The following is a 13,293-nucleotide window of genomic DNA, read 5'->3' on the forward strand; positions in this document are numbered from 1 at the left end:
AAAGGCGGCCTTCGACGTGAGGGCCTCTTTCCCCTTCCGGTTCAGGCCACGCGAACGATCTCGGCGGTGCCGAGAGCATTGAAGCGGTTGATGAGTGCGACGCGGATGTGGATTTCGGCGGTTCAGTCCGCCCTGCAGCTTCTTCTTCAAGGCATCACCGAAAGGACCGGGGCGACATCGTTCGTCGACAGTTCGAAATCGCCCGAGATCGCGCTCGCCTTCGGCCTGATGCGGGACGTCGACCTCTATGTGATCAATCTGCTCCGGGATCCGAGGGCCGTGGCTTGCAGCTGGTTCAGGAAGAAGCCGGATCATTTCGCGGTCCTCCGAAACATGCGGACCTGAGCGGGCCGACAGACTCGACTTTCCGACTGGGGCGCTGCGCAACCGGACCGTTTCCTGTCCTTGCGCTACGAGGAAGACGCAGCCAGGCCGCGCGAGACCGTGGTCGCCGTGGCAGACGTCACCGGCCTTGGCCGCACAGACTCCCTGTTCGAGGACGAGGCGCGGATCATGCTGGCCTGGCAATCCCAGCGCCTCTTCCCGCCCGCGGACGAAACGGTTCTGGCAGAGCGGAAGCACAATGTGGTCATACGCCCCGCCGAGACGTGGAAGGCCCCCGAGAACCGATGGCTGCATCGCACCGCCCGGGTCGGAACCTGGCCGATCGGCCAGCGGCTCTACCCTGATCCTGCATGAGGCAATGTCAGGCGAGCTTGGGGGAAATCCGCGCGATGGTCGCAGACAGAGAACCGAGACGGAAGACCCGGGTATCTCCGGACATCTTCACGAGGCGCCCCCCCGAAAAGCCTCAGCGCAACACCTTTGTGTAATACACCTTCATTTCCAGAAGGTTACCTGTCTCGAACCGTGAAGGTGAGGGGTGGTGGAGCCAAGGGGGATCGAACCCCTGACCTCTTGCATGCCATGCAAGCGCTCTCCCAGCTGAGCTATGGCCCCGACCTGGATGCGGCCCGGTTGCGCCGCGTGCGTCTCTCTAGGGAAGTGGGGGGGGGAGATCAAGCGAAAAAATGCGCATGGTGGCGGTTGTCGTTACGCCGGTGCCGGCAGGGACGACATCACGGGCGATGCGCGACCTGCTAGAGCCCTTCGGGGCGCGGGATCAGGGCGCCCGCGACCCAGTCGGCCTGGTTGTGGAACAGCCGGATGGTCTCCATCTCGGCCGGGCTGCACCCCAGCAGCAGCTTCAACTCGCCATCCCGCCGCGTCAGGTCGAGAGACGCCAGAACGCCCCCGACCCGCGCGCGGTCACCCGACCCGCACCAGACATCCACCCCGCCGCCGTCGATGGCGGTGGTGCCGTCGAGATAGCCGTAATCGAACGGGTAGAGGATCTGCGGAAAGCGCGGGTGGGCACTGCCGCGGGGGCGGTCGATCACCACCCGCGAAGCGGCCACGAAGCGGTCGGCGAAGGGCCAGAACCGCTCGGGCCGGTCGAACGCGAACCCGTCGGCTGCGTTCATCTAGAGAACCATGTGGCGCGCCCGGGCGGCGCGTTCGATGGCCGCCCCGGCCAGCCGGTCGATATTCAGTTCGTAGCGGATTTCGGCGAGCAGCCGCAATTCCTCCTCGCCGAGCCTGCCATCGGCCGCGGCCACGTCGCAGGCCAGCACATAGGCGGTTTCGTGCAGCTTCTCGGGCAGCGCGTCGCGCACGAGGCCGAACAGGGCATCGAGCCCCTCGTATTCCCCGAACAGGTCGAACACGGTCTGCGCCACCACCCGTATGCGGTCCTGGTCGTATTCCGCGAAGATCGGCAGGTGGTTCACCATCCGCTCGATTGTCACCAGTTCCGCGGTGCGGATCGTCTCGTCCGAGGCGGAGACCGCCACCATGATCGCGATCAGCGCATCCTGGGCGGTCATGGGCGGTTCGGGGCGCATGGGGGTCTCTCCTCGGGGGATGTCGCGGTGCAGAATATTGACGCGGGGCCGAACGGGCAATAGGACACGGGGCTTGCCGGGCACGGGGTCCGGCCCTTCAGGAAGGCAACGAAAGATGTCCGAACTGCGCGACGCCGCGATGAGCGCGAAAGCCTGGCCCTTCGAAGAGGCCCGCCGGCTGGTCAAGCGCTACGAGAAGGCGCCGCCGAAGAAGGGATATGTGCTGTTCGAGACGGGCTATGGCCCCTCGGGCCTGCCCCATATCGGCACCTTCGGCGAGGTGCTGCGCACCACGATGATCCGCCGCGCCTTTGAAGCGATCAGCGATATCCCGACGCGGCTGATCTGTTTCTCGGACGATCTGGACGGGATGCGCAAGGTGCCCGGCAACGTGCCCCACCAGGAGATGCTGCGCGAGCATCTGCAACGGCCGCTGACATCCGTGCCCGATCCGTTCGACGAGTTCGAAAGCTTCGGGCATCACAACAACGCGATGCTGCGCCGGTTCCTGGACACCTTCGGGTTCGAGTACGAGTTCTACTCCGCGACCGAGTTCTACAGGACCGGCGCCTTCGACGACACGCTGCGGCTGGCGGCCGAACGCTATGACGACCTGATGGCGGTCATGCTGAAATCGCTGCGCGAGGAACGCCAGCAGACCTATTCGGTCTTCCTGCCGATCCATCCCGAAACCGGCCGGGTGCTGTATGTGCCGCTGAAGCATGTCGATGCGGTGAACCACACGATCATCTTCGACGACGAGGACGGGCGGGAATGGACGCTTCCGGTGACCGGCGGCAACGTCAAGCTGCAATGGAAGCCCGATTTCGGCGCCCGCTGGGCCGCGCTCGATGTCGATTTCGAGATGTATGGCAAGGACCATTCCACCAACACGCCGATCTATGACCGCATCTGCGAGATCCTGGGCGGCCGCAAGCCCGAGCATTTCACCTATGAGCTGTTCCTTGACGAGAATGGCGAGAAGATTTCCAAGTCCAAGGGCAACGGGCTGACCATCGACGAGTGGCTGAGCTATGCCGCGACCGAAAGCCTGTCCTATTTCATGTATCAGAAGCCCAAGACGGCCAAGCGGCTGTGGTGGGACGTGATCCCCAGGGCGGTGGACGAGTATCACCGGCAATTGCGCGCCTTCCCCGACCAGGAACTGAAGGCGCAACTGGAAAACCCGGTCTGGCATATCCACAATGGCGCCCCGCCCGAAAGCCGGATGGTCGTGCCCTTCGCGATGCTGCTGAACCTGGCCTCGGTCGCAGGCGTCGAGGATAAGGCGGGGCTATGGGGCTTCATCCGCCGCTACGCGCCCGAGGCCAGCCCCGAGACCCATCCCGATCTCGACGCGGCGGCGGGGTTCGCGGTGCGCTATTTCCGCGATTTCGTCGCCCCGACACGGGAATTCCGCGCCCCCGACGCGCAGGAGCGCGCCGCGATGGAGGATCTGGTGGCAAGGCTCAGGGGCTGGCAGGGCGGGCTGGACGCCGAAGAACTGCAAAGCCTGGTCTTCGCCGTCGGCCGCGAGCACGGCTTCGAGAACCTGCGCGACTGGTTCAAGGCGCTTTACGAGGTGATCCTGGGCGCCAGCCAGGGCCCCCGCTTCGGCGGCTTCATCGCGCTTTACGGCGTGGACGAGACCGTGCGGCTGATCGAGGGCGCGCTGGCGCGCGGGTAAGGGGGGCGCTGCCCCCCGTCCTTGCGGACTCCCCCCGGGATATTTGCGGCCAGAAGAAGGACAGTCGGCTGGTCCTGGCCCGCATCCCCCGGGGGGCGCCATCGGAGAGTGCGACAATGGCGAGGGGGCGGCGGTCTCTTGCCAGAATTCCCCGTCACGCGTAACGCATGAGAATGCACGGGTCCGGCCCCCTGCCCCATGACCCCGCGCCCGGGCTTTGCGCTCGGCGATGCGCTGGTGCCTGCGGGCACGCGGCGGACGGTCGATCTGCCGGTTTCGGTGCTGTCGGATCACACGCCGGTCACCATGTCCGCCCATGTGATCCATGGCCGCCGTCCGGGGCCGGGGGTCTTCGTGACCGCGGGCATCCATGGCGACGAGGTGATCGGGGTCGAGATCGTGCGCCGACTGTTGAGCCTGCCCGCGCTGGCGGCGCTGGCGGGCACGCTGATCGCCATCCCCATCGTGAATGCCTTCGGCTTTCTGAACCTGTCGCGCTACCTGCCCGACCGACGCGATCTGAACCGCTGCTTTCCTGGCTCGGCCGGGGGGTCGATGGCCGGACGGCTGGCGGATCTGCTGACCCGCGAGGTCGTGGCGCGGGCCGACCTGGGGATCGACCTGCATTCGGCGGCCGTGCACCGCACCAACCTGCCCCAGATTCGGGTGGCGCCGGGCGATGACGAGGTGTTGCGCCTTGCCGCGGTCTTTGCCGCGCCCGTGGTGTTGCCCTCGGCCCTGCGCGACGGCTCGCTCCGGCAGACCGCGCGGGAGATGGGCGTGGACATGCTGCTTTACGAGGCGGGCAAAGGGTTGCGCTTTGACGAGACCGCGGTGCGGGCCGGGGTCGCGGGCATTCTGCGGGGGCTGCATGACCGGGGCATGATCGGCGGAAGGGGCGTGCCGCGGGCGCGCCGCGCGCCGCTTGTGTGCCGCTCCTCGCGCTGGCTGCGCGCGCCGCAGGGGGGCTGTCGCGCCCTTACCGCTCGGAAGGCGACGTCGTCGACAGGGGCGATGTGCCGGGCGTCGTCTCGGCCCCCCTCGGCGAGATCGAGACCGAGATCCGCGCCCGCGAGCATGGCATCGTCCTGGGCCGCGCGGTGCTGCCGGTGGTCAACGAGGGCAATGCCGTCTTTCATCTGGCCGCGATCGCCCCCGAGATGCGCGCGGGCGATCGGATCGGGGCCTGGAATGCGGGGCTGGAGGCCGAGCGGCTGTTCGACGAGGACGAGATCCTCTAGCCCCCCGCCGCGGCCCGGGGGCCGCTAGCGTGCCGGGCGGTCCGCCGCGGCCTCCAGCGCCGGGTAGCGCAGCCCCAGCGTCGCCGCGCGCGCCACGAAGGAGATCAGCAGCGCCATCCAGAGCCCGTGATTGCCGCAGGCCGGGACCAGCGCCAGCGCCGCGGCGGCATAGACCGCTGCCGCCACGGCCATCATATTGCGCATGTCGCGCGTCCGCGTCGCGCCGATGAAGATGCCGTCCAGCATGTAGGAGGCCAGCCCGAAGACCGGCGCGGCCACCATCCAGGGCAGGTAGTCGCGTGCCGCGGCGCGCACCTCCGCCGATGTGGTCATCAGGTCGATGATCGCCCCGCCGAACAGCGCGAAGGCGGCCGCCAGCCCGATCACCGTCACCACGCCCCACAGGCTCGTCATCAGCGCGGCCCGGCGCAGCGTGGCGCGGGCGCGCGCGCCCATCGCCTGGCCCACCAGCGCCTCGGCCGCAAAGGCGAAACCGTCCAGCGCATAGGCGGTGATTTCCAGGAATTGCAGCAGCACCTGATTCGCCGCGAGCGGCACATCGCCGAAACCCGCCGCGACGAACAGGAAGGAGACCAAGACCGCCTGAAGCAGCAGCGACCGGATCAGGATGTCGGTATTGACGGCGGCCATGTGGCGCAGGCGCGCGGGCTCGAACACGCGCGCGCTCTCGCGCCAGGCCGCGCTGCGGAACGCGCCACGGCAAAGCCACAGCCCCAGCCCGGCCCCGGTCCATTCCGCGAGGAAGGTGGCGACCGCTACCCCCTGCACGCCCCAGCCCAGACCGAGCACGAACCAGAAATCGAGGAGGATGTTGACCGAGTTCATCCATAATTGCAGCACCAGCACCGCCCGCGTCCGGCCCTGCGCGATCAGCCAGCCGGTGATGCCGAACAGCCCGATGGCAGCGGGGGCCGACCAGATGCGGATCGCCATGTAGTCGCGGGCCAGCGTCTCGACCTCGGCGCTGGCGGGCGCGATCCGGAACGCCCCGGCGAACAGGGGCCATTGAAACGCGATCAGCACCAGCCCCGCCGCCGCCCCGATCAGCAGCGCGCGCGACAGCATCGCGTCGACCTCGGCCCGGTCGCCCGCGCCCCAGGCCTGGGCGGTCAGCCCGGTGGTGCCCATCCGCAGAAAGCCGAACACCCAGTAGATCGCGGCCAGGATGATCGCACCGATACCGACCCCGCCGATGGGGGCGGCCTCACCCAACTGACCGACGACGCCGGTATCGACCGCGCCCAGGATCGGCACGGTGGCGTTCGACAGTACGATGGGCAGGGCGATGGCGAGGACCCGGCGGTGGGTCAGCGGGGGCGGCGCAGGCGCGGCCTCGGCGGCGCTGTCAGCCATTGCGGGGCGGCATCAGGAAATGGCCGGTGGCCTGCGCGTAAAGCCGGGCGCGGTTGTCCTGCCACGCCTCGACATGGACCGAGGCATAGCGCCGGCCCGAGCGGTTGACGCGGGCGCGCGCATAGGCGTCGCGCGGCAGGCCGGTGCGCAGGTAATCCACGGTGAAGTCGATGGTCTTGGGCAGCCGCGGCAGGGTTTCGGGCGTCAGCGCAAGGGGATCGAGCGTGCCCGATTCCATGTCCTCCCAGATGATCGCCCAGCTCAGCCCGATGATGGCGGTCACTTCCAGGAAGGCCGCGGTCACGCCGCCATGCAGGGCGGGCAGCATCGGGTTGCCGATCAGATTGTCGTCGAAGCGCAGAAGCGCGGTCAACTCGTCGCCGCGGCGCTCGAACTCGATGCCGAGGAAGTTGACATAGGGCACGCCATGGACCAGCGCCGACAGCGCCGCGTCGCGCCGCTGCTTGATGACCTGGACGGGTTCGGGGGCCTTGCGCCTCATGGCGTGCCCCCGTGTTCGACGGTGAAGGCGCCCGCGGCGGTGGCGACCGGGTTCTCGCGGTCCTCGTCGGTAGCGATGGCGCGCACGAAAGCGACCGAGCGGGTGACATGGTAGCATTCGGCCCGCGCGGTGATCCGCTGGCCGGGGGCGGCGGCGCGCATGTAGTCGATGCGCAGGTCTATGGTGGCGGTGCCCGCGGGGGCGGCGTCCTTGTGGCTCATCACCGCGGCGCCGCCGCAGGTGTCCAGCAGCGCCGAGACCGCGCCGCCATGGATCACGCCGCTTTGCGGATCGCCGATCAGGCGGGGGTCATAGGGCATCGAGATCTCGGCCACGCCGTCGCCGATTTCATCCACGCGCATGTTCAGCGCACGCGAATGGGGGATCATCTCGATGAATTGCCGCGCGATCCGGGCCTTGTCCTCGTTCATCGGCCTCTCCCTTTCCGGCCGATTTATTGGCCCTTGCCAAGCCCCCCGCAAGTGCTAAGTTCTGCAATTGCGAATTATTCTCAGCAAAGGGCAGACATGACAACCGGAACCATCCAGGACGGAACGGGGCTTGCGCGGCTCGGCACGGCGTTGCCGGGCGGGTTCCGCCCCCGGCGGCTGGGGGTGGCGCTGGTGCTTCTGGCGCTGGCGATGGCACCGGGCGAGCTGGGGCGGCTGACCCGCGAATTGATGACCGATGCCTATGTGCAGGTCAGCGTCTTCGTGGCGGCAACGCTCCTGCTGTTCTACGGTTCGGAACGGCTGTTCCGCTTCGACCTGGGCGATGCGCTGCGCAACGCGCGCGGCTGGCAGGTGCCGCTGGCCGCCCTGCTGGGCGCGACGCCGGGCTGCGGCGGCGCGGTGATCGTTGTGGCGGCCTATACCTCGGGCAATGCGCGGATGGGCACGGTGGTGGCGGCACTGACCGCGACGATGGGCGATGCGGCCTTCCTGCTGCTGGCGACACGGCCCGATGCGGCGGCGGTGATCCTGCCGCTGTCGATGGCCGTGGGCATCCTGACCGGCTGGATCGTCGACCGGTTCGACCGGTCCCACCTGCCCCGTCTGCAAGGCGCCTCTTGCGAGCTGGCCCCGCGGATCGGACGGCTCAGGCCGCGCGATGTGGCCTATCTGCTGCCCGCCCTGCCCGGCCTTGCCGTGGGCATCGCCCAGCTTGCCCAGATCGAGATTGCAGCGGTATTCGGTCTGCCCGTCACCGCCATCGCCCTGACCGGCACGGCGCTGGGGCTGTTCATCTGGGCCAGTTCGCCCGTCACCGCGATGACCAATTCGAAGGACGCGCCGCTGACCCGGATGGCCGAGGAGACCAGCTTCATCTCGGTCTGGGTGATAGGCGGCTATCTGGCCTATGATTATGCCGCCAGTTTCGCCGGGCTGGACATCGCCGCCTGGTTCCAAACCGTCGCGCCGCTGTTGCCGCTGATCGCGGTGGTTGTGGGCTTCGTGCCGGGATGCGGGCCGCAGGTACTGGTGACCATGCTCTATGTCAACGGTGCCCTGCCCTTTGCCGCGCTGATCGGCAACGCGATCTCGAACGATGGCGACGCGCTGTTTCCCGCCATCGCGATCAACCCGCGCGCCGCGATCCTGGCCACCGCCTATTCCGCGGTCCCGGCGCTTCTGGTCGCCTATGGCTTCCACCTTTTCGTACCCGGTTTCATGAACTAGACTGGCGCGCGGGGCGCGGAGTCCTTTCGAGGACAGGAAAAAGCGGAAGGGCCGATGTCCGACGACCGTCTGTCGTTAAAGGAGATGTGCGCGAAGTTCGACGTGACGCCGCGCACCCTGCGTTACTACGAATATATCGAGCTTCTGAGCCCCGAGAAGGAAGGCCGCGCACGCTTCTACACGCCCCGCGAGGTAGCGCGGATGACGCTGATCCTGCGCGGGCGGCGCTTCGGCTTCAGCCTCGAGGAAATCCGCCAATGGCTGCTGATCTACGACGAAAAGGGCAGCCGGGCCCAGCTTGAGCGCACAGTCGAACTGGCCGACCGCCAACTTGTGGCGCTGAATGCGCAGCGCGAGGATCTGGAGCGGGCGATCGCCGAGCTGCAGGCGCTTCACGACGAGGTTTCGGCCATTCTCGCGCGCCAGGACAGCGCGTCCGGTCACGACGGCTAGCGAAGTCAACCGGGTGCCGTGACGCAGCGTTACGCGCACGTCAAGGTCCATCCGGGTTGCCAGCCGGACCCTCACCCGCCATCTCGGCACCAGGGAAGGGCCAACGATCAGAAGACGGAACATGACCGACGATCTGCTTTCGATCCGCCAGATGTGCGAGGCTTACTCGGTAACGCCGCGCACCCTGCGTTACTACGAATCCATTGATCTGCTGGACCCGGTCCGCGAGGGTCAGCGCCGCCTTTATACCCGCCGCGACCGCGGCCGGCTGACCCTGATCCTGCGCGGCAAGCGCTTCGGTTTCAGCCTCGAACAGATCCGCCAGCTTCTGGCGCTTTACGACGAGGAGCAGGGCCATGAGGCCCAGCACCGCGAAGCCTATGCAATCGGGCACGAACGGCTGGCCGACATGAAGCGCCAGCGCGCCGACCTGGACGAGGCCATCGCCGAACTGCAGCACCAGCTTGCCCTGTGCGAAGAAAAGCTGGCCGAGTTCGAGAGGGACGCACGCCGCTAGGCGCATCACCGGACAGGTCCGCCCCGCAGAGGGGCGGCGTTCAAGGGAGAGACAGATGCCGACCTATACCCCGCCGACCGACGAGATGCAGTTCCTGCTGCATGACGTTCTGGACATCGGCAATGCCGGGATCCCCGGCTATGACGAGCTTGACCGCGACTTCACCGCGGCCGTCCTGGACGAGGCGGGCAGGATCGCGGCAGAGGTGCTGGCACCGCTGAACGCCACGGGCGACGCCGAGGGCTGCACGCTGGACAACGGCGCGGTGCGCACGCCCGCGGGCTTTCGCGACGCCTATGGCCAGATCGCCGCGGGCGGCTGGATCGGGCTGGATGCCGATCCGGCCTATGGCGGGCAGGGCATGCCCTATCTGCTGAACACCGCGGTCGGCGAGATGTTCGTCTCGGCCAACATGGCGATGAACATGTATTGGGGCCTGACCCATGGCGCGATGTCGGCGATCCATGTGCACGGCTCCGAGGCGCAGAAGGCGCTGTACCTGCCGAAGATGATCGAAGGCATCTGGTCGGGCACGATGAACCTGACCGAGCCCCAATGCGGCACCGATCTGGGCCTGATCAGGACCCGCGCCGAACCGCAGGCGGACGGCACCTACCGGATCACCGGCACCAAGATCTGGATCTCGGCAGGCGAACATGACCTGACCGAGAACATCATCCATCTGGTGCTGGCGAAAATCCCCGGCGGACCCGCGGGCACCAAGGGCATCTCGCTGTTCATCGTGCCGAAATTCCTGCCCGACGCCGAGGGCAATACCGGCGCGCGCAACGCGCTGGAATGCGTCGGGCTGGAACACAAGATGGGCATTCACGCCAACGCCACCTGCGTGATGACCTACGAGGGCGCGACCGGCTTCCTCGTGGGCGAGGAACACAAGGGCATGCGGGCGATGTTCACCATGATGAACGAGGCCCGCCTGGGCGTCGGGCTTCAGGGCTATGCGCAAGGCGTCGTGGCTTATCAGAACGCGCTGGCCTGGGCCAGGGAACGGCTTCAGGGCCGCGCGCTGGGGGCTCCTGCCAACCCGGACGGACCGGCCGATCCGATCATGGTCCACCCCGATGTGCGCCGCAACCTGATGCACCAGAAAAGCCTTGTCGAAGGGGCGCGGGCCTTCACCTTCTGGGGGGCGCAGCTGATCGACCGGGCGCATCGCGGCCACGACGACAGGGCCGAGGCGCTGATCTCGCTGCTGACCCCGGTCATCAAGGGCTTCCTGACCGACAAGGGGTTCGAGACCACGGTTCTGGCGCAGCAGACGCTGGGCGGCACCGGGTTCACCCGCGCCGCGGGACTGGAACAATTCGTGCGTGATGCGCGGATCACCATGATCTACGAAGGCACCAACGGCATCCAGTCACTGGATCTGGTGGGCCGCAAGCTGCCGCAGGATGGCGGCCGCGCGATGCGCGATTTCTTCGAGATCGTGACAGGCTTCATCCGCGAGAACCAGGGCGATGCCGAGCTGAAAGCGGGCTTTCTCGACCCGCTCAAGGCAGCGTCGAAGGATCTTCAGGCGGCGACGGTCTATTTCGTCGAACAGGGGATGAAGAACCCTGCTGACGCGCTGGCGGGCAGCTATGATTTCATGCACCTTTTCGGCCATGTCTGCCTGGGCCTGATGTGGGCGCGGATCGCGCGCGCCGCGCGCGCTGGGCTGGCGTCGGGAAGGGGCGATGCGGCCTTCCTGTCGGCCAGGATCACGACCGGGCGCTATTACATGGCCCGCCACCTGCCCGCGACGGGACTGCATCTGGCGCGCATCACCTCGGGCGCCGCAACGGTGATGGCGCTGGACCCCGACGCCTTCTAGCCGCCTGAAAGGGAGGATTGCGATGCCCAGACGCCTGCGCCTGACCCGCCGCTTTCAGGTTGCCATGTCCGAGGACGCCTATCGTCGGCTGCGCCGCTTCGCCAACGATGCCGGCCTCGACGAGGGCGAGGCGCTGTCCTTCCTGTTCGAGAATTTCGACAGCGTGACGGATGCCGAGGTGCTGCCCCACCGGCTGCGGCTGTTCAATGCCGAGCTTGAGGAGCGCAAGCGATGAACCCCGGACGTCGCGCAGGATGGCGCGGGCAGCGCAGTGGGTATTTTCGCCAAGAAGAAGACAGGGCGGCTTCCCCCCGCCCGAACGGCACCCCCGGTCGATACCGGGGTGGAGGCGCCGGGCGGGGGGGCTTCTCCTTGGGCGGTCATCGGCTCCCCAGCCTGTACCGCGACTCGCAGACTGGCGCATTAACGTTAACGCCCGGTTACGGGGCGCGACCGGCTGTTTCTTCTTGGCGAAAATACCCCTGCAACGCCGCCGCCGGGCGCGACGCCGACCGTTTCTTCCAGACCGCGAGGATACCGACATGACCGACGCCTATATCTACGATGCGATCCGCACCCCGCGCGGCAAGGGGCGCAAGGATGGCAGCCTGCACGAGGTCACCGCGCTTCGCCTGTCCGCGCAGGTGCTGGATGCGCTTTCCGAGCGCAACGGGCTGGATGGCGGCGCGGGCATCGAGGATGTGATCTGGGGCAACGCCACGCAGGTCGGCGAACAGGGCGGCTGCCTTGCGCGCAGCGCGGTGCTGGCCTCGCGGCTGGACGAGCGCATTCCGGGCCTGTCGATCAACCGCTTCTGCGCGAGCGGGCTGGAGGCGGTGAACCTGGCGGCCAATCAGGTGCGGGCGGGTGCGGGCGCAGGCTATATCGCGGGCGGGGTCGAGATGATGGGCCGCGTCGCGATGGGCAGCGACGGGGCAGCGATTGCAGTCGATCCAAGCCTCGCGATGAAGGTCCATTTCGTGCCGCAGGGCATTTCGGCCGACATCATCGCCACCCAACACGGTTTCACCCGCGACCAGGCCGATGCGCTGGCCGTGGAAAGCCAGCGCCGCGCCGCGCGGTCCTGGGCCGAGGGGCGGTTCGACCGCTCGGTGATCCCGGTGCGGGACGTCAACGGGCTGACCATTCTTGCGCGCGACGAATATCTGCGTCCCGAAACCGACATGCAGACGCTGGGCGCGCTGAAACCTGCCTTCAAGGAGATGGGCGAGATGATGCCCGGCTTCGACCGGGTGGCGCTGATGAAATACCCGCATCTTGAACGGATCGACCATATCCACCATGCGGGCAATTCCTCGGGTATCGTCGATGGCGCCGCGGGCTTGTTGATCGGCAGCGCCGCGTTCGGGCAGGCGCATGGCTTGAAACCAAGGGCAAGAATCCGCGCGACGGCCAAGATCGGCACCGATCCAACGATCATGCTGACCGGCCCCGTGCCCGTGACCGAGAAGATCCTGGCCGATGCGAAGATGCAGGTTTCCGATATCGACCTGTTCGAGGTGAACGAGGCGTTCGCCGCTGTCGTCCTGCGCTTCATCCAGGCTTTCGAGGTCGATCCCGAGCGGGTCAATCCCTGCGGCGGGGCGATCGCGATGGGCCATCCGCTGGGGGCGACCGGGGCGATCATCCTGGGAACGCTGCTCGACGAGCTGGAGCGCAGCGACAAGGCGACCGGGCTTGCCACGCTTTGCGTTGCCAGCGGAATGGGTGCCGCAACGATCATCGAACGGGTCTGAAGGAGGCTGGAATGGCTGAGTTTCACTACGCGGTGGACGCCCAGGGCGTGGCCAGCATCACATGGGACGTGCCGGGGCGCAGCATGAATGTGATGAGCCTGGCCGGGTTCCACGAGCTTGACGCCCATATCGACGCCGCCCTCGCCGACCCTGCGGTAAAGGGCGTGGTCATCACCAGCGCCAAGAAGGATTTCGCGGGCGGGATGGATCTGAACGTCATCACCCGGATGCGGGACGAGGCGGGCGACGACCCGGCGCGCGGCCTGTTCGAGGGCGTGATGGCGATGCATGGCGTGCTGCGCAAGATCGAGCGCGCCGGCATGGACGAGCGCAACAAGGGCGGCA

General features: G+C 67.5%; 14 protein-coding genes, 1 tRNA gene and 2 pseudogenes. 11 read left to right on the forward strand and 6 right to left on the reverse strand.

Annotated features, from left to right (window positions below; genetic code table 11):
- A pseudogene (locus ENN83_RS00770) lies at nt 1–345 on the forward strand (hypothetical protein); the annotation flags it as partial.
- Between the two features lie 60 nt (nt 346–405).
- Nucleotides 406–699 (forward strand): hypothetical protein, encoded by a 294-nt coding sequence (locus ENN83_RS00775; RefSeq protein ID WP_287182934.1) that lies wholly within the window; start codon nt 406–408, stop codon nt 697–699.
- A 185-nt stretch (nt 700–884) separates the two neighbouring features.
- Here the strand turns inward: ENN83_RS00775 and ENN83_RS00780 are convergent.
- The 3 genes from ENN83_RS00780 to ENN83_RS00790 form a co-directional block, all read right to left on the reverse strand.
- Nucleotides 885–960, reverse strand: a tRNA-Ala gene (locus ENN83_RS00780).
- A 140-nt stretch (nt 961–1,100) separates the two neighbouring features.
- Nucleotides 1,101–1,484 carry a hypothetical protein gene (locus ENN83_RS00785; protein ID WP_287182937.1) on the reverse strand — a complete coding sequence of 128 codons (384 nt, stop codon included), beginning with the start codon at nt 1,482–1,484 and terminating at the stop codon, nt 1,101–1,103.
- A complete protein-coding gene (locus tag ENN83_RS00790) occupies nt 1,485–1,904 on the reverse strand; it encodes a tellurite resistance TerB family protein (protein WP_287182939.1) in 420 nt (139 codons plus the stop codon).
- A gap of 115 nt (nt 1,905–2,019) precedes the next feature.
- Here ENN83_RS00790 and ENN83_RS00795 point away from each other — a divergent pair, with 115 nt between their 5' ends.
- Entirely contained in the window at nt 2,020–3,591 is a 1,572-nt protein-coding gene (locus ENN83_RS00795) for a lysine--tRNA ligase (protein ID WP_287182941.1), read from the forward strand.
- Between the two features lie 198 nt (nt 3,592–3,789).
- Nucleotides 3,790–4,832: pseudogene (locus ENN83_RS00800) on the forward strand (succinylglutamate desuccinylase/aspartoacylase family protein).
- A 24-nt stretch (nt 4,833–4,856) separates the two neighbouring features.
- Here the strand turns inward: ENN83_RS00800 and ENN83_RS00805 are convergent.
- Genes ENN83_RS00805 through ENN83_RS00815 form a run of 3 tightly spaced genes read right to left on the reverse strand, consistent with a single transcriptional unit; the run spans nt 4,857 to nt 7,139 of the window.
- Nucleotides 4,857–6,206, reverse strand: coding sequence for an MATE family efflux transporter (locus ENN83_RS00805; protein ID WP_287182945.1), 1,350 nt, complete (start codon nt 6,204–6,206; stop codon nt 4,857–4,859).
- Nucleotides 6,199–6,708 (reverse strand): PaaI family thioesterase, encoded by a 510-nt coding sequence (locus ENN83_RS00810; RefSeq protein WP_287182947.1) that lies wholly within the window; start codon nt 6,706–6,708, stop codon nt 6,199–6,201. The genes ENN83_RS00805 and ENN83_RS00810 overlap by 8 nt, the downstream gene beginning before the upstream one ends.
- Nucleotides 6,705–7,139 (reverse strand): PaaI family thioesterase, encoded by a 435-nt coding sequence (locus ENN83_RS00815; protein WP_287182950.1) that lies wholly within the window; start codon nt 7,137–7,139, stop codon nt 6,705–6,707. Before ENN83_RS00815 ends, ENN83_RS00810 begins: the two co-directional genes overlap by 4 nt.
- Nucleotides 7,140–7,235: 96 nt before the next feature.
- Between ENN83_RS00815 and ENN83_RS00820 the strand changes: the two genes are divergently transcribed.
- The 7 genes from ENN83_RS00820 to ENN83_RS00850 all read left to right on the forward strand — a co-directional run.
- Nucleotides 7,236–8,387, forward strand: coding sequence for a putative manganese transporter (locus ENN83_RS00820; RefSeq protein ID WP_287182952.1), 1,152 nt, complete (start codon nt 7,236–7,238; stop codon nt 8,385–8,387).
- A 54-nt stretch (nt 8,388–8,441) separates the two neighbouring features.
- Nucleotides 8,442–8,840, forward strand: a complete 399-nt coding sequence (locus ENN83_RS00825) for a MerR family transcriptional regulator (RefSeq protein ID WP_287182955.1) — start codon at nt 8,442–8,444, stop codon at nt 8,838–8,840.
- Between the two features lie 121 nt (nt 8,841–8,961).
- Nucleotides 8,962–9,357, forward strand: a complete 396-nt coding sequence (locus ENN83_RS00830) for a MerR family transcriptional regulator (protein ID WP_287182957.1) — start codon at nt 8,962–8,964, stop codon at nt 9,355–9,357.
- Between the two features lie 55 nt (nt 9,358–9,412).
- Nucleotides 9,413–11,191 carry an acyl-CoA dehydrogenase gene (locus ENN83_RS00835; protein WP_287182960.1) on the forward strand — a complete coding sequence of 593 codons (1,779 nt, stop codon included), beginning with the start codon at nt 9,413–9,415 and terminating at the stop codon, nt 11,189–11,191.
- Nucleotides 11,192–11,213: 22 nt separating this feature from the next.
- Nucleotides 11,214–11,426: a hypothetical protein gene (locus tag ENN83_RS00840; RefSeq protein WP_253090222.1), complete on the forward strand. Its 213-nt coding sequence runs from the start codon at nt 11,214–11,216 to the stop codon at nt 11,424–11,426.
- 307 nt (nt 11,427–11,733) lie between these two features.
- Nucleotides 11,734–12,948, forward strand: coding sequence for an acetyl-CoA C-acetyltransferase (locus ENN83_RS00845; protein WP_287182965.1), 1,215 nt, complete (start codon nt 11,734–11,736; stop codon nt 12,946–12,948).
- An 11-nt stretch (nt 12,949–12,959) separates the two neighbouring features.
- Nucleotides 12,960–13,293 (forward strand): enoyl-CoA hydratase-related protein (locus ENN83_RS00850; protein ID WP_287182967.1); only part of this gene is annotated, 334 nt, incomplete at its 3' end.

The organism is Rhodovulum sp., assembly GCF_011048875.1.
In the GTDB taxonomy this organism is placed as follows: domain Bacteria; phylum Pseudomonadota; class Alphaproteobacteria; order Rhodobacterales; family Rhodobacteraceae; genus Rhodovulum; species Rhodovulum tesquicola.